This window comes from Bacillus sp. AC266 (assembly GCF_979253805.1).
Genome location: NZ_CEEDEC010000001.1, coordinates 809508 through 828794 on the forward strand (window position 1 = coordinate 809508; position 19287 = coordinate 828794).

Here is a 19287-nt window from a genome sequence, read left to right on the forward strand (position 1 = left end):
TTTAAAAAGGCGAGTTCTTGCTCGCCTTTTCATTTTTTATAATTTGTAATCACCGATTGCCTGTATTGGATTTTGAAGAATCATGTTGATTAACTGATGGATGTGATTCAATATTTCCTGTATTTTCTCCGCTTCATATACGGTTTGATCATATCCAAACTTTATTGTAAGTTTCTCTTCAGGGAAGCACATAATTCCATACTTTACATGAGGCTCATCAACAACTTCGTAATCTGTGATGGCAAAATTTCTGTTTTCATTTGAAGAAAAGATAGCTGAGTTAGTCGGATAGTTTTCAAAAACCCAAAGATGGTCAGTCAACTCAGTTTTTAATTCACTTTGTTTTTGTATATCAACAAATGAATAGTATGCATACTCATTACATTTCAATGTTTCTAGTTGTACTTTTTGCAGGAAGTCCACAAAAGATTGCGTTTCTGTCCATGCTAGTCGGATAGGCAAAACATTTGTGAACAGACCGAACATATTTTCAATCCCTTCTACTTCGGGGGGTCTGACTGATACTAGATTAGGTAATACTACTTCTCTCCTTCCGTTGTATTTGCCAAGCAATATTCCCCATACAGCTAGTAATGCCGAATTCATAGTTATATTGTTTTTAGTTACAAATGTCTGTAACTGATTAGTCAAATCCTTATCTAATGTTAAATCCATAAATGTAAAATTTAACCCTTCACTTTGAGTTGGTACTTTCTTTTTAGGAATACTAATTTTCTGATTGTATCCTGATAAATAATCCCGCCAAAAATGACGTGCTTTCTCATGATCTCGTGCTACAGTCCAATCTATGAATGTCTCAAAAGGTTTCACCATAGGTAACTCTGCCGTAGTTCCCGCATTTATTGTTTCATAGAGCTGGAATAATTCGTCTATCAAAATGCTGACGCTCCAACCATCACATAATAGATGATGGGAACTCCAAACCACCTTATGCTCGTTATTTTCTAGTTGGAATATACAGAGACGGGTCATGAGTTCATCATTTTTGAATCCTTGACTTAAATTTTCATTCATCCACTGGTCTAGGAATTCTTGCTGTTCTTGTTTCGTCATCTCAATCAAGTTTTTTATCTCTGAAATCATTTGAACATCATGTAGAACAGCTTGCCAAGGTTGTGCTTGTTCATCTTGCACAATTATCGTTCTTAAAGAATCATGACGATCAACTAATTGTTGGAAACACTGAATAAAGAGATTAATATCCAGCTCCCCCTCAAGTGCCCAAATTGTTTGTTCGAAATATGCATTTGTATCAGGTTCAGTCGCAGCATGTTCATAAATAACTTCCTGGAAAGGTGCCAATGGGTAAATACGTTCTATTTTTATTTTTGGCATTTTTTCTTGTATTTTGATAAGTGTATGTTGATTAAGTTGTTTATCTTTAACATTTAGTAATGTAACTTTATTATCGTTCATTTTGTTTGCATCACTTGTTTGCGAATTTGGAAGATGATCAAGCTTTTTAACAAATTGAACCATGTCTCCTAATATAGGAAATGAAAATAAATTTTTTGGCTCCAGCTCAAATCCTTGTCTATACAGTCTGACGGAAACTTGAATCGCTTTTATCGAATCTCCACCTAAGGCAAAGAAATGATCATTTACTCCAATCCGATTTACTTTGAGTACTTCTTGCCAAACACTAGTTAATATTTTTTCCATTTCCGTTTTTGGAGCAATAAATACTTCATTTGTTTGTTTCTCCGGAGTAGGGAGCGCTTTTCTATCTAATTTCCCGTTTGGAGTCAAGGGCAATTGTTCCAAATAAACAAAATAAGAAGGAATCATGTAATCTGGCAAGTGATCTCGCAAATGCTTTCGAAGTTCTGTTGTGCTAATATTTTTCTCAGTTACCACATATGCGACTAAAAATTTTATACCATACTCATCTGTCTGATCAATCACTACTGCATGTTCGACTTGTTTGTAAGTGAGAAGACAATGGGCGATTTCTTCTAACTCTACTCGATATCCTTGAATTTTGACTTGATAATCTTGGCGGCCTAAAAATTCAATATATCCCTCAGGATGCATTTTTCCACAGTCTCCTGTCTTGTAAATAAGACCAAAATCAGGATGTGATACAAATGCTTCATTTGTTTTCTGTTCATCATTTAAATATCCTTTAGCAAGGCCCACTCCCCCGATATATAAATCTCCAATTACACCAACAGGGCACATTTTCTTTTCATAGTTCAACACATAATACGTTTGGTTTGCCAAAGGTATCCCGTATGGAATACTCTTCCAATGCGATTCCACCTGTTTGACCGGATAATAAATTGACCAAATCGATGCTTCTGTTGCTCCTCCGAGTGAAACTACTTCCGCAATCGGAAAATGTCGTTTTATTTTTTCTGGTAAAGAAAGTGGAATCCAATCTCCACTATGTAAAACTAAACGCAAGGAAGAATGTTCAAAATGAGAACCTACTTGATCTAATACCAAATCCATAATTGCAGGTACTGTATTCCAAATTGTAATTCCTCTACGTTCGACAGTACGGATTAATTCTTGCATGTCTCTTGGGTCACGAATCATTACCAACATTGCACCTGTGCTTAACGTTCCGAAAATATCGTATACAGATAAGTCAAAACACATAGAAGAAATACCAATAATACGATCATCTTCATTTACCTGATATTTTTGATTAATATCTTGAATGGTATTTGCAACCGCTTGGTGAGTAATAATTACTCCTTTCGGTTTCCCTGTACTTCCTGAAGTGTAGATAATATAGGCAAGATCTTCCGGACCAGCAATAGCAGGCATATCTTCTGTTGTGTATAATGACAAGTGGTTTTTTGCATAAAGACTAGGTTCTAATAAAAGTTTGCATGAGCTATTTTCTAAAATATATGTTTGGCGATCTGAAGGATGGTCGGGATCAATCGGAACATAAGCGGCACCTGCTTTTAAAATACCTATCATATTAGCAATTGTGTCAACTCGTCTTTGTGCTAAAAGACCAACCTTGTCACCTAGACCAATTCCTTGTTCTTTTAAAAAGTGCGCAACTTGATTGGAGCGCTTATGAAGCTCCGAGTATGTTAAGTAGTCTTGTTCAAAAACTACTGCTACTTCATCCGGTGTACGTTTTACTTGGTCTGTAAATAATTGATATAAAGTAGTCGACGGTATTTTTTCTGTTGTCTCATTGTATTGCTCAATTAAAGCGTGGTCTAACTCTTTCATCTGCAAAGATGTTACGTCACTTTGTTTCACTAATTGTTCCAATAAGTCAACAAATTGGTGAAACATCGCTTCTATCACATCAACATCAAACAATTCTTCAACATAGTTCCAGCTAATTAATAACTCTCCATTTTTTTCAATTACCACATTATCCAAATACACTTGTGGAGTCCGAGCATGAATATGGCGAAGTGAACCAAGTTGTTCCCAAGCAAAAGCCCCCGCACCTGCTAGCATCGAGGTGAAAACAATTGGCATAACTGCTTTTGGCGTCATTTGATGATATCGAGTAAAATCTCGAATGAAATTAACTCCATCGTAATGGCGATGTTCGAGACCATCTAATAAAGTAGATTGCGTTTCTTTTACTCTAGTAAAGAAAGATTGATCTGGATTCACATCAACATCCAACAAGATGAGTGAAGTGAAATCTCCCACAATTTGCTCTACTTCTTCATGAACAGGATAACGGTTAAATACAGTCAAATTAATTGCCAATCGACGTTGATTACTCCAATATGCCAATACATCACCATATATTGTACAAAGCAGAGCCGAAGGAGTTACTTCTTTCTCTTGTGCTAACTTTCGTAGCTTTGTCCATATTTCATTGTCCAGGATCTTATTAAGTGATTGAAACTTAGGAGTAGCAATCTCTGCTGGATCCTTTTTTAACAGCAAAGAAGGCGCAAACGGAAAGTCAGGAAGCTTACTTGTCCAATAATCTTTTGCTGTTTTATATTCTGTACTTTGTTCCAGTTCATCATAGATAAACATGTAATCTTGAAAATCAAAAGATAGAGGTTCTAACCTTTGCTCTGGTTTATAATAATAATGAAACAAATCCTGTCCAACGATGTTCATGCTTGCTCCGTCCATTAATAAAGCATCGTATCGAAAACATAATAAATACGTGTCTTCTTTTAAAAGAAAGGCTTTTAATTCAAACAAAGGCCATTGCCCTAAAGGAAATACATGATTAGTCATTCGAGAACGTTCTTCTTGTAAGCGAGCATTTTGATTCCTATCATCTAAATCTATGAGACTTACTATTTCAATCTCGTAATCAGGAACGCTTTGTAATATTTGCTGTTCTCCCTCTGGTAAAATTACAGCTCGTAACATCGGATGACGTTGAATTACCTTTTGAAAACTTTTTGAAAGACGATTGATATTCAATTCTGTTTCATATTCAAAATAAGTTTGAGGTGAAATACCACTTAATTCAAACTGTGAATTCCGTCCTAACATGTACGCTGTCTGAACCTCTGTTAAGGGAAATGGCTTAGACAAATCTTTAACATGGGTTGGTCTATTTTCAAAGTTTTCCGTTTTATGCTCTAACTTTACACAAGTACTAAGTTGAGCAATCGTGGGATGCTTAAAAAAATCTGTTGTACTTATTTTTAAGCAGTCTTTTCTTAATAAATTAATTACCTGAAGTGCTTTAATCGATTCTCCTTTTAAAGCAAAAAAATTATCATGAATACCGATTCCCTCAAGCTCCATAACTTTTTCCCATGCATGCACCAATTTTTGTTCAATTTCATTGCGCGGGGCAACGTATGGAATTGATACATAATCTGTTTGTGTTATATCTAATAACCTTTTCCTATCTACTTTCCCATTTGGATTCAACGGAATCTCTTCCACCTGAATCATTTTTTCAGGAATCATAAACTCAGGTAATTTATCACTTAAATATTTTCTGATTTCATCAAAAGAGACCTTATTATCCGATACATAGTACGCAGCTAATAATTTCCTATTTCCATATACTTGATCAACAACGATAGCTTGGTTTATTTCTGGATATTCCCTTAACTGGCTTTCGATCTCTCTTAATTCAATCCGATATCCCCGAATTTTTACTTGATGATCCATTCGACCTAGATATTCAAGTTCTCCATTAGGCAACCAACGAACGAGATCACCCGTATGATACATCATTTCTCCTGCCGTAAAGGGACTCGGTACAAACTTTTCATCTGTCAGTTTAGATTTCCCAAGATACCCTCGTGCTACCGCCACGCCACTAATGCAGAGTTCACCCGGAATTCCAAATGGTTTTAATTGACCATACTTATTCAATATATAGGAATGATAATTCGGGTTGGGACTTCCAATCGTAACTTCTTTGGCAGAGCTCAAATCCTTTACTGTTGCACAAATGGTTGTTTCTGTAGGACCATAAATATTTAAAATTGTCGCTTCACTGATGCATCGAATTTTTTCAACCAAATCAATGGAAAATGCTTCTCCCGCTAACAAAATAGATTTTAAATCTTTTAGAAAATTTGCCCCTTCTGGATCACTCAAAATCACTTCCATTCGCGATGGCGTTGATTCCCATAAATCCACCTTATGTTCTTTGACCAAATAAGCTAATTCTTTTGTTGCGAACTGATCCTCTGTAGCAATAACTACTTTCGAACCTTGTGTTAAAGGCAGACATATTTCTAACAAGGAGATATCAAAAGATACACTAGCAAGAAACAAGAATGACTGATTATCTTTTACTTTTTCTCTCATTACACTTAAAAAATGGACAAGAGATTTCTGTTCTACCATTACCCCTTTTGGATTCCCTGTCGATCCCGATGTGTAAATAACATAAGCTAAATCATTAGGATAACTTTCTCGAACTAAATTACTTTCCTCATCACCTTGGAAGAGATATTCCTCATCAAGATACAGCACTTCACCCGCAAATTGCGGCAATTCTACTTCTGTTCGCTTGCTCAGTAAACATTTCGCTTGACTATCTTGTAACATATATTCAATTCGTTCATTTGGATAGTTAGGATCGATTGGTAAATACGCTGCTCCTGCTTTTAAAATCCCCACCATGCCAATGATCATTTCCAATGACCGATCTACCATAACCCCAATAATACTTTCTTTGGAAACACCTTTACTTTGAAGAATAGAGGCCAATTGATTTGCTTTCTTATTCAATTCTCTATATGTCAAAGATTGATCATTACAAACAACAGCAATTTGATCTGGGGTTTTTAACACTTGTTCCTCAAACAAATTTTGAAATGATTGAGACAATTCTATGTCCGCCTGACCTTGATTCAATTCTTCTAGCAACTCTTTCTCTTCTTCTGAAATGATACAAATATCTTTCACAGCCAAATTCGAATTTGTTGACACTTGCTTTAAAACATAAAGATATGAATTTGCAAACTGTTGCAAAGAAGAGAATGAATGAGACTTGAAAGAAATTTGAACTTCAAATTCATTATGTATTTCATTCCATTTTCTTTGTATCCAGATGGCTAAATTATTCTCTGCATATTCTTCTATCGAATTTTTATTATGTAATCCTTCCATCCCAATAACAATTTGAAAAGGAGTTAAATGGTGTTTCGCTAATAATTCAGAGAGTGGATAACTCTGATTGTCATACCCGAATAAATTCGTTTGTTCAATCTGATTTACTACTTGTTTAAAGCTGTGATGCGGATGGATTTCACTTCCTAAAGGAATCAACTTATTAAGATTCTCGCTTTGTTCAATATTCTTTTCAATTACAGGAATACCAATAGTAATCTTTTCTTGATCTGTATAGTGTGCCAAACAAATCCTTAACGCGGCCTGTAACCAGCTAAATAATAATAAATCTTGAGACTTAATTACTTTTTGTATACTTTTACTAAACTCTACATTCATTATGACTTGAACGTGCTCGCAAGGATTTTCTTTATTTAGTTGGTAACCGCTATTAAATACAGAAAAATCGAGAACCTCGGAAGATAACTGCTCCTTCCAAAAAGCCTCTACCCCTTTATTTTCATGAATCGAACTTCGATCTTTAATGTGCATTTTTATCTTTATCCCCCTAATATTCATTTCATCTATTCGTTAATTTTCAAGCCAACTTCAAGCCCATGGAGAAATACTTGATGGTTATCCAAACATAAAAATTGCTGAATCTCTTCAAATTTCATATGACCAACTGAACAAACGCCTAAATTCAATGTCTCAGCCACCATATTTAAGGTAGCAGTGATAATACCAGACTCAATACAAGCAAATAAATATCCATCTGAACCGTATTTCGGGATGGAAGCGTTCGCATTATAAACCAAATAAACTGAAAAGGCAGACTGAGTAAATAAATCTTGGTTAATTGACTCATGATCACTTTTGATTACTTGATCAATATTATTTACAATAACAAGACAGTTTTTTGATGGGTTATAATAATAAAACCCAGCTTTCATACCTTCTATACGTTTTGGTTTTATATAAATAAAGATATCAATAGGGTAGAGTCCGCCTGCACTTGCGTAATGATAGTATATATTTTCTTTCCTAACCTGTTTTAGAGTTGATATGAATTGGGAAAATTCTAAAAAACTAATATGTTTTTTCATATCAAATTGGCGACAAGACCTACGTTCCTTGATTATAGTGGGTAACTCATTTGTTGTTTCAAGTTGAATTTCGGTTGACCGCACAGCATGGTGTGTTCGATTCAATTGTTCACTCATATACTTATCTAAATCTTCTTTAGAAAAGCGAATCTGGTTGCTATATGGATTCGGAAAAATCTTTTCTTGTGTGGAAAATACTTCTCTTGGGGGTAATATGTTACTTACTAACACACGATTTTTTATCATAAGCTCTATTGTTTTTTGTGTCTCTTCTACATTTCCTAACGAAAAGTGCTCTACTAGTTCACTAATTTTCACACCTTTTTGAGTCAAAAAATAAAACTCAGGAAACCATTCAGACAGAACGCCTGCAAATCTTGTTTCTCCTATCAAAATTTCATTATGCAACTTCTCCCAATGCTTAATAGGAGACCAGTAATAAATTTGCTCGCTCATATAACCCTCCATAAATGTTTTACTTATTTTCAAAATACAATTTTCTAATCTACAAAAATAATCTTTAGATTCTGCCCCTTGTCTCATAGTGATTATAAATACATGTACTTCAACGAAGCTTGAGAATAATAAAATAACTTTTTCTTCATTAAATTTTTTTATTTCATCATAAAAAATGATTTTTTATTAGACATTTCACATCCTTTCCCATAGTAATCCTATAAGGTATAAACCATTTAGAACATTAAGAATTTTCATGTATTTCCAATGTGAAATTATTGTAATGGATTGGAAAGCAGATGGAAATAGTTATTAAACAAAATAATATTGAGAAAGTTTTATTTGTTATAGCGATAAAATTTTCTAATGAGATTTATTACAAATAGATTAAGAAAAGAATTTGAAATTTTTCTTTAGAAGTTAGTGTAAAAATGCACATACTATTACATACAAGTGAGTTACTAACATATCGTATTTAAAATAGAGAAAAGACACCATTTAAGGTGTCTTTTCTCTATTTTAATTCCATATACTTTTGCATCTTTGCTATTTTTTAAACGATTTGTAGGAATTAATACAACTCGAACATCTAGCCCGTTAGATGTTCGAATATATAATAAAAATTATATAAATTAAGAATGTGCTTCAGATAATTTTATAAATAAATACAAAGATATCTTCTCCTCCTACTGTAACAATAGCAATAATCTCTTGTCTATTTTCGTTATTAAATTGTAATATAATTACAGTATGTGAAATTATATTACTTTAACTTTAAAAGCGAAGTGAAAACAACCTTCACTTCGCTTTTTTCATTTGCAATCCCTATTCAATTTGCTCAATTCAGTATATACTTTCACATTAGTTGCTTTTATTTAATCGGTTTCTCTGTTTTTAAAACTAGTGAACTTAATGCAGGAACTTTAATTTTATTGTCATGGACAACGTAAAGTGTTTTACTTCCCGCCTGATTCTCGTTTACTAGCACTTTCCATGGACCTTTCGATGGAAGTGTTATGTCAACGGCTTCCCTATTTGCATTGTGAGCCACCATAAAGTATTCGCTTTTATTCCCACTTCCCTTTCCATCTATTGTATAAGCTACAACATTTTTAGGAACATCGATAAAAGCTACATACTTTTTAATTTGCTCTGCAGAAGTCATACGAAAAGCTGGGTATTTTTTGCGTAAATCTATTAAGCCCTTCATATACTCTACTTCATTATTAAATGCTGCACGGCGTAACCAATCCATCTGGTTAATAGAATCAGGAGATTTGTAACTATTATGATCACCATATTTTGTGCGCATAAACTCTTGTCCTGCATGTAAGAATGGAATACCTTGTGATGTTAATAAAATAGAAGAAGATAATTTATGCATTTGTTTTCGCATTTCTTCACTGTCACCTGAATTAGTCAACTCAAGTTTATCCCATAAAGTATGATTGTCATGTGCTTCCACATAAGTTAGCACCTGCTCCGGATCTTGATAAGTAGACGAATTTGTATCATAGTCAATACCGGCTGTAATGCCTTTTTTAATACGGTCTTCCATGTTTTGCTTTCCATTTACAAAACCATTTTCTTTCTCCTCAAATACACTACCTTTCAATCCATCACGAATATTATCGTTAAAATGAGCAATCCCTTTCATTTTCTCCGCATTTTTTTGATTTGCTTTCAATTCAGCTGCAAGAGGTGTATTTAAATCCCAGCCTTCTCCATGCAGAATAATAGAAGGATCAATTTGATTAACAGCTTTACGTATCTCATTCATCGTTTCATAATCATGAATACCCATTAAATCAAAACGGAACCCATCTAAATTGTATTCTTTTGCCCAGTATGTGACGGAATCTACCATAAATTTTCTCATCATCTTTCGATCTGAAGCGGTATCATTCCCTACTCCAGTTCCATTTGCTAATGTTCCGTCTTCATTGTAACGATAATAGTAACCTGGAACTAACTTATGAAAATTTGATTCAGCGGCATTATACATATGGTTATATACTACGTCCATCACAACACGAAGATTATTATCATGCAATGTTTGAATCATTTGCTTTAATTCAGTTATTCGAACAGTTGGCTCAAAAGGATTTGTAGAATAGGAGCCCTCTGGGACGTTGAAATTTTTCGGGTCATATCCCCAGTTATATTGTGGTTCATTTAAATTCTCTTCATTTACTGAAGCATAATCAAATATCGGTAAAAACTGAACGTGAGTAACACCAAGATCTTTCATATGATCAAGTCCTGTTTTTACACCTTCAGGCCCTTTTGTTCCTTTTTCTGTTACACCTAAATATTTTCCTTTTTGCTTAATACCACTTTCAGGTTGAATGGAAAGATCGCGTACATGTAATTCATAAATAATAGCATCTTCCGGATTTTTAAATTTTGGCTTTTTGTTTGCTTTCCATTTTTTCGGATTTGTTTCTTCTAAATCAACAACTGCACCTTTATCTCCATTTACAGAAGCAGCACGCACATACGGATCAACCGCTTCAGTCCACTTATCCCCAATTTTCACCTTATACGTATAAAAGAGACCTTTTTGGTTCCCTTTAAGTTCTGCTTTCCAAGTTCCCTTTTCACCTTGTTGCATGTTTATTTCAGTACCTATTTTATCGCTCCATTTTTTATATGTAACTAACTTCGCTTCACTCGCAGTAGGAGCCCATAAACGGAACTTTGTATGTTGCGGAGTATATATATTCCCTAAATCATTACCACCATAATAAAATAAATTATCAAATTCCTCGCTACGAATGACTTTACCGATTTCAGTATTCGCATCAGCTAAGTTTGCTATTTTAACTTTGTATGTTTGTTTTAAATCAATTTTCTGTTCCGTAATTATTTTAACCTTATTAGTAATATCTCCACTATTTTTATCATAAGGACTAATTCCCTTAATTTTAACGCCTTCAATTTCAATTTTCTGTTCCTTACTATTAAACGGAACATTAGTCGTTACAGTAATTTCATTAAAACTATCAATAGTAGCTTTTTGAATTGAGAGATCCGAAGAAGGCTTAGAGTTATATACTTTTTCATCACCCGAAAGGATCCATACTTCAGCACGACCATCCCTTATATTTTCAACCCAGTGATCACCTCCATCTTTTTCCCATTCATTGGTACGAACTATAAATCCTACACGATTATAGTCACCATCTATTTTTATCTTAGCGTATTTTCCAAATTCATCTTCACCAGTAAATTCATAAGATTTACCGTTTGCATTTTCTCCCCATACCCAAAGATTCCAGTCTTTTGTATTTCCAGATTTCTCTTTGTAATGAATGATAACTTCAGTTGTTTTCGAATTTGAAACTGCCTTCACACTCTGAAAAGAGAAAACAGATGATAACATAACGATTATGGTAAGTAATAAAAACGATTTGTTAATTAATTTTTTTGTAATTTGCACCCCATACACCCTTTCTTTAAATATTACGAACAATTTATTATGCTCATACTACGAAACACGGTTTAAATTAATCTAGGAATCTCTTTTACTTCACCTCCATATTGGCCATTTTTACGTATGTATTTCAATGATCTTTTAATACGAAAATCAAATATAAGATGGAAATAACCCTTACGAAAACGTTTGCATTAAAACTCAAAAAAATAGATTTGTTTATTCCTTCTTATATTTGTAAATACTAAAAGATCAGGGAAATTATTTTAAAGCAATCGTTTGTTATCGCTTTCATTCTATAGCACTTACTATTAAAAAGTCAATATATTATTAATTTTCTGTTTTTATATCCTTGAAATCTTATATATTTGTCGTAACTTATTGAAGATAGATGCCTGATTATTGCTTAGTAATTTTATTTTCACTAATACATTGCTACGTAAAAAATCAGCTAATATCCTTAAAATGACATTAGCTGATTTTCATAATGTATTAATGTATTAATATATGAATGAAAACTATATTTCTAACTTACTTAATTTTTGCTGCATCAAATGCTTTTTGCACTGCTTGAACTTCAGCTGTATTCGCCCCATATTTATTAGTTGCCACTCGAATACATGCTGATTTCAATTCTTTGAAATTAGATGTCATGTTTAACTCATCTGTATTTGCATAATAGAAAATATCAAACATTTTATCTTCACCAATTCCTTTAACAGTTACTCCGTTATGAGTTCCGCCTTTTGCAATGAGATACGCAACTTTATTAATAATACTTGAATTAAAATGAACGCCGCCTTGATCCCATCCATTAAAATCGTTAAATTCACTGTAATCATCTGGATAAGGTACTCCAAGTGAAGATGGAACAGAAGCTGGGTTTTCCATATCACGGAAAACAGATCCAGTTTGTTCGCCCATTGTCCAGTTAAAGCTTCCATTATTTACGTATTTCTCAATAGATGTTCCCATAATATCAGATAGCGCCTCATTAATCGCACCAGATTCACCGTAATATTCAAGATTAGATTCGCTAGAAGTAACAGCATGTGTAAATTCATGTCCAGCTACGTCATATGCCTTGACAATAGGATCGCCATATACAAGCATACTTCCATTATTAGCACTTAATGCATTTTGCCAATTTTTCGGATCGTTCGTATCTTCAGAATCCCAAGCATGTACAACTGAAACTACCTTTTGTCCCTTATTATCAAAACTATTACGCTTGTATTTATCTTTATAAAAATCAAATACCTTTGTTGCTAAGTAATGAGCACTTACTGCTTTTGGATCGTTAAATGTTGTTGAAGTGCTGGTTGCTAGTGTACCAGGATAATAGCTTTCTTCTTTAGTAATATCTCTGTAATTCACATCATATGTTTCAATTCCTTGCCCTCTTGTATAATCAGCAAGTGCATATTTGCCATTACTTTGTTTAGAAATACCAAATGAACGAGATATACCTAAATCATCTTTTCCTGTTCCAGTTAATGATGTAAGACTACTTTTTTTACTTTCCTTTAAAGCTCCAACTAGTTTTTCACTTGCTTTTAAGTTAGATTCTTGTACCATATTTTTTAACATATCACCATTTTGTGCATTTACTAAATAAGTTCCGGAAACATAGTTTGGTGTTGCCGCTTCAAAGGTAACTTGGTATGCATTGCTAGCTTGTCCATTATTTTCATCAACAAAAATAACTTCCTTAACTTCTGGCTCAGAAATAAACTTGATATCGTTCCCGTACTTCGTATAAATATATTGTTTCGCTCCATCTTTTGATAGATTAATAGGCTTTTTCAATTCTTCTTGTTTTAAATTTTGCGCGCTATCGCCTGAAACACTTTTAATAACACCGTTATTATCTACGTGTGCAGTTAATTGATGGCCATATACTTCTTTTCCTTCGTATGTTTGCTGCATACGCACAAGTGTTGTTCCATCATACGAACCACGTTTTTGAAGAACTTTATAATCTACTCCTGTTTCTCCATTGACTTGATTTGGAGAAAGAGCTTGTTCAGCTTTCTCCTTAAGAGCATCTTTTACTACATTCTCTGGTGTTTTTTGTGACGGTTGTGTAAGTTCACCTGAACGGAATGAGTCCTCCTGAATTTGAACTTGAAGTTGATCTGTTTCCTCTGCATGACCTATTCCGTATGGTGCCACAGCTGTTAAAGCTAATCCTGTTGTTAATGCTACTTTAGTTAATGTCTTTGTGTTTTTCATTTTTTCACCTCGTATAATTTTTGAAATAGAAAGCTTGTACAAAGTATACTGTCTATTTATGTCGAAAAAAAGAGAAAATACAAAATTTATGTAATATTATGCAAAATTACATATATGTGGTCGATAAAATAAAAAATGAGCCCTTTTAGGTGCTCATCCAATTGGTTAGTCGTTAATTATCTATATTCATTCTAATCAAAGTACACTTATATCTTATTAACAACATAAAAAACCACTCTTTACTATTTTAAGAATTGTAGTCAAATACTTTAGTGAGGTGAGGCAACGCATATACAAGTTAGATTTTTCAATATAATTTTGTTATTTATGTCTATAGCTGCATGGATTGTAACGTTTTGAGACTGCTGAAGTCTTATATGAGTTTCATCTTGTCAAAAATATCTTTCAAAGATAAATTTGTCTCCCCATTTAAATATAGAAAAGGACATATCTATTGCATGTTATTAACTTAAGGTATGTTCTTTTAAAGCATATTATAAATATACATAGTGAGAAATGAAACAATAATTATTCAAATGAAAAACCCCCTGAATTTTTAAAGCAATCCAGGGGGTTTTTTACCGATGATTCTCTATATTTCCATACCAATCACAAACTTTTTTAGGATAATGGTATGTCCAAGTTTAATAGTTTTTTGCACGAGAGCCATCTTTTTTATATTTATTTAATTATCCTACTAAGTTTTTTGTAAAATTCACCTTTTCTTTTTACATGATTAAACTGATTTGGATTAATATTAGCTTTTTGTGAGAGTGCTACAATCTCTTCTTTTGTAATTGAATCTTTAGTATTTATAGATGCTATATTTGTATATTTTCCATCTTCTGTTTTTGGGATTTCTAAAATCCCTTTATTTACAAGATCAACTACAGCCTTATGCTCTGAAGAATGTGTATCTACACCAGTAATTTTCCAATTATGCATAACTTTTGGCGTGTATACACCGTTCTTTACCTCTTTTAAATATGTAATAGCAAGGTTACGAATGGTTCCACCTGTTTCCCCGAATGCATTCTCTTGTTTAGATGACCAAGTTTGTTCAAATTTTCGTCCCTCTAAAGCTCCCCCTTTTGCCTGAAGAGCCTCCATTCTATACGCATTCATTCCTAGCGTCATAACATCGCTCATTTTGATTGGTTTATTTGTACGAATAGAGCGTAAATTTGTAATTCTACTACCATATGGTTTTGTTAAGTCAATTTCGTATTTTACGCCTCCAAAGAAATCGTTCGTACTGTATTTAGACGCACGACGATTTTTATCAAAGCTAACTGTTACATCTCCGGCACGAGATGAGTTAAAATATCCTGCTGCCCATTCCATATAGTCTTTTAAATCTTTTCCAGTTATCTTATATACTGTAATTTCTCCCAAAGCATATTGATAATTATAAGCAATATCTTTCTTCTTTATAGGACCTATATCCAAACGGGCATAATCATTATCAATTTGATGGGCTACTACATCCGCCTTACTGTAATGGAGCATGACTTCATGAAAGAAATCTGATAAAGGTGTCTCTTGAATCTGCACACTTGGAATACCCTTTATTTCATTCTGAGGAACAAGGTTTCTACCCTTTAATCGGGCGACTACAACATTTGCATCTCCTCTCGCATACTCATGAAAAGGTGTTAGTGTTTCTTCAAGTGTAGAATCAGATAATACTGTAGTTCCATCAGCATTTTTTACAGGTATAGCGGTAGCTGTTTTATCTTTTAAAACAAGCTTCCCATCTTGCTTTGTAAAAGTAAGGTCAATACGTGAAATATGCGTTCCGTATTTATCTGGTTCTGTAATAATTACGCCATTTACAACTTCTTTTTTTACAAGTTTATGCATATGAGCCGCAAAAATAGCGCTTAGTTCCGGACAAGCATTCGCAATATCTTGAACACCAGTACCTGGGATTCCATTCTCATTTTCTAGTCCCATATGCATAACCCCTACCATTACATCTACTTTATCTTCTAATTCTTTAATAGCCTTTTTTGTCTCTTCTACTGGATTTTTCACTACTAAACCATCCAAATGATCTGTCCCTTTTTCAAAATCACTAATCATTGGTGTATTCATACCAATAATCCCGACTTTAATTCCACCTTTTTCAACAATCGTATATGCAGGAAGAAAACGCTCTCCATTTTCCTTATAAATATTTCCTGCTAACGTCTTTCCCTTGTATTGCTCACTAACTTTTTTCAATGTATCTAATCCAAAATTGAATTCATGATTTCCAAATGCCCAGGCGTCATATCCCATTGTATTCATTGCTACCATCATTGGCGATTGTGGCTTATCGTTGAATAATTCTACTGAGTTTCCTTGAATTGTATCCCCGGCATCTACTAATATGGTATTTGGATTTTCTTGACGTACCTTCTTTATAACCGTATAAAGCTGCGTCAAACTTCCACTCATATTTGCTCCATCAAGCGCATAATCCCAAGGCATAAATCTACCATGAATATCTGCAGTACCTAACAATGTAATATTAACATTAGATTCCTCAGCCTTAGAAATAGCTGGTTTGACTGTTACTGCTGTTACAAGAAGCATAAGAATAATAAAATTGCATACATAGTTCTTCCATTTCATTTTTTGCATAATAACAATATTTCTCCCCTTTTTGTACTGTCATAAAGTTGCTTGAACTTTAAAAATGTAACTTATTATTCAGAGAAATTCAACTACAAAAGATAATTTTGTAGTTGGTTTTGCTGTGAAAATATAGAGAATAAAATGCATATATCCCCTAACAGAATAGTATTTTATCATTTTCTAATAAAATACTTCTTCCTCCAACGTGTGAAGGGCGCTAAACCAACGGTAGATGTATATGTACTTTCAAAATTTTGGACATGCAACTCATTTTCGGATTTTATTTCTAATTTTTTCCTTCTATATGAAAATACTGAGATCACTTCCAAAAATAATAACCCCGCTCTTCATTTAAGACGGGGTTACACTTATACAGCAAATCGGATTCAGATTTTTTTCAAATGTTCGTTTCCTCTTCAGGAGTAAAATCTGCTAGTTTCGTATTTTTTTCTGCTTATTGGTTGCTTTCAACTAAATTCATCATAATTTTAATTAGGACTTGTATTTTATCACTCGAATCCTTGATGCTATCCCAAATCGCTCAATAAATAGACAATGATTTTACTTTTCAACTCCACAAAGCAATTTTATCTCTTTAATTTGTTCTATATGACGCTGTTCATGCAAATAGATCAGTTCTATCCACTGATCAAGTAGTAATTCTCCAAGAGCTGGATGCGTCACTGATTTTTTCGCTAATATAGATTCATCTTCTATTGTACTCAGGAAACGCATCAATTCTTTTCTAGAGTCGTTTAACAAATCAAACATTTGCTGCACTTCAAATGGTTCTATACTTGGTTCAATCATTTCTGGGGCTATAAATTTTATCGATCTATCTAATAAAATAGTGTGAATTTCTTTACGCTCATTTAAGATACTATCCATCTTTTTTAATCCCGATGAAATAACTGTTATAACTCTCTCATCTAATAAAACTAAGTGATGACAAACTTGTGCTATACTCCATTTATCCTTATCTGGTTTCCTATTAAATTGAGCATCACTTAACAAAGTAATTTCCTCAAATAATTGATTTCTAGTTTCATAAAACTTGTCATTTACAAATGTATTCATGTGAATTCTCCTTTCGCTAGAACCTACATACTTAAATTCCTACGCTAGAAATATTCTCTATGGAAAAAAGATTTTCCTTCACTATTATTCCAATCCAATCTTTTCTTTCTTTAGTAGGTTCTCTAATTCATGCTGAAATGTATGAGTTCTCTCAACATCCTTGAAGATTTCCTTGAGGTTATTATGCGCTACAGCTACATCATAATACTTTCAACGGAATCCTTTCAATATAACTACATAAAACGTTCCTAATTATCAATCTAGCATTAAATATATGTAAAAAATCAATCTATTCATTCATTTTTAATGCTTATGTATGTACATTTGTTAATTTATTAGTTATATTATGGGTATTGAATGATTACGAAAAATTAATAAATCGCTTGTATAAACACCTTATATTTTTATATCCGTGAAAACTACAAAATGTATAAAATTCCATTTGTCAAATGAATTTAATGCGGAAGGAGGTTTGTGGTTACTTCATCGGGATATAATAATCAGTTTTGAACTGATAAAAATATAGGAGGCGACATAATGTTTCGTACGATTTCAAATTTCATGAGAGTAGCTGAGATAAGAAACAAAATTCTTTTTACACTAGCGATGCTAATTGTTTTTCGAATTGGCACGTTTATTCCAGTTCCTCATACTAACGCAGAGGTATTAAAAGTACAAGATCAAGCCAACGTTTTAGGTATGCTAAACGTATTTGGCGGAGGAGCACTGCAACACTTCTCAATCTTTGCTGTAGGTATCACACCATATATTACAGCTTCTATCATTGTACAATTACTACAAATGGACGTTGTACCTAAATTTACAGAATGGGCAAAGCAAGGAGAAATGGGCCGTAAGAAATCAGCTCAATTTACTCGCTACTTTACAATCATTCTCGCATTCATACAATCCATTGGGATGTCTTATGGTTTTAATAATATAGCAGGTGGACAATTAATTACAGATCAAAGCTGGACTACATACTTATTTATTGCGACAGTTTTAACTGCTGGTACTGCATTTTTACTTTGGTTAGGTGAACAAATTACCGCTAATGGCGTTGGTAATGGAATCTCAATGATTATCTTCGCAGGACTTGTTGCGGCGATTCCAAATGTCGCTAATCAAATTTATTTGCAACAATTCCAAAACGCAGGCGATCAGTTATTTATGCACATAATAAAAATGGTTTTAATTGGACTCGTAATTTTAGCGATAGTTGTTGGTGTTATTTACATTCAACAAGCTGTTCGAAAAATACCGATTCAATATGCAAAAGCTGTTTCAGGAAACAATCAATATCAAGGAGCAAAAAATACTCATTTACCTCTTAAAGTAAATAGTGCAGGTGTAATTCCTGTTATCTTTGCTTCAGCCTTTTTAATGACGCCGCGTACAATTGCGCAGCTCTTCCCTGACTCGAGCGTATCTAAATGGCTAATTGCGAATCTTGATTTTGCACATCCGTTTGGAATGGCGCTTTATGTTGGTCTTATCGTTGCTTTCACATACTTCTATGCATTTATTCAAGTAAACCCTGAACAAATGGCTGAGAATTTGAAAAAGCAAAACGGATATGTCCCGGGTATTCGCCCAGGTAAATCTACAGAACAGTATGTAACAAAAATTTTATACCGTTTAACATTTATCGGTGCGATTTTCTTAGGAGCAATTTCAATATTACCGCTCGTATTCACGAAAATCGCAACATTACCACCATCTGCTCAAATCGGCGGTACAAGTTTACTAATCATCGTAGGTGTTGCATTAGAAACGATGAAGACGTTAGAAAGTCAACTTGTTAAGCGTCATTATAAAGGTTTTATAAAAAAAGTGAATTAATTACAAAAACACACT

At 33.5% G+C, this 19287-nt stretch carries 7 protein-coding genes and 1 pseudogene; 1 reads left to right on the forward strand and 7 read right to left on the reverse strand.

The window, feature by feature from the left end; genetic code table 11:
• Positions 1–36: 36 nt before the first annotated feature.
• The 7 genes and pseudogenes from AC0IXC_RS04225 to AC0IXC_RS04255 all read right to left on the reverse strand — a co-directional run bounded on the left by AC0IXC_RS04225 (position 37) and on the right by AC0IXC_RS04255 (position 17430).
• A complete protein-coding gene (locus tag AC0IXC_RS04225) occupies positions 37–7050 on the reverse strand; it encodes an amino acid adenylation domain-containing protein (protein ID WP_471652624.1) in 7014 nt (2337 codons plus the stop codon).
• A 32-nt stretch (positions 7051–7082) separates the two neighbouring features.
• Positions 7083–8060 carry a SagB/ThcOx family dehydrogenase gene (locus tag AC0IXC_RS04230; RefSeq protein ID WP_060751149.1) on the reverse strand — a complete coding sequence of 326 codons (978 nt, stop codon included), beginning with the start codon at positions 8058–8060 and terminating at the stop codon, positions 7083–7085.
• 527 nt (positions 8061–8587) lie between these two features.
• A pseudogene (locus AC0IXC_RS04235) lies at positions 8588–8665 on the reverse strand (DM13 domain-containing protein); the annotation flags it as partial.
• Between the two features lie 266 nt (positions 8666–8931).
• Positions 8932–11502 carry a type I pullulanase gene (gene pulA / locus AC0IXC_RS04240; RefSeq protein ID WP_471652625.1) on the reverse strand — a complete coding sequence of 857 codons (2571 nt, stop codon included), beginning with the start codon at positions 11500–11502 and terminating at the stop codon, positions 8932–8934.
• Positions 11503–12027: 525 nt separating this feature from the next.
• The gene (locus tag AC0IXC_RS04245) at positions 12028–13731 is read right to left on the reverse strand and encodes a M4 family metallopeptidase (protein ID WP_471652626.1); all 1704 of its coding nucleotides are present in this window, start codon (positions 13729–13731) and stop codon (positions 12028–12030) included.
• 681 nt (positions 13732–14412) lie between these two features.
• The gene (locus tag AC0IXC_RS04250; protein WP_341024603.1) at positions 14413–16359 is read right to left on the reverse strand and encodes a bifunctional metallophosphatase/5'-nucleotidase; all 1947 of its coding nucleotides are present in this window, start codon (positions 16357–16359) and stop codon (positions 14413–14415) included.
• 555 nt (positions 16360–16914) lie between these two features.
• Positions 16915–17430 (reverse strand): DinB family protein, encoded by a 516-nt coding sequence (locus AC0IXC_RS04255; RefSeq protein WP_341085836.1) that lies wholly within the window; start codon positions 17428–17430, stop codon positions 16915–16917.
• Positions 17431–17967: 537 nt separating this feature from the next.
• Here AC0IXC_RS04255 and secY point away from each other — a divergent pair.
• Positions 17968–19272, forward strand: coding sequence for a preprotein translocase subunit SecY (gene secY, locus AC0IXC_RS04260; RefSeq protein ID WP_002141891.1), 1305 nt, complete (start codon positions 17968–17970; stop codon positions 19270–19272).
• The last annotated feature ends 15 nt before the right edge of the window (positions 19273–19287 follow it).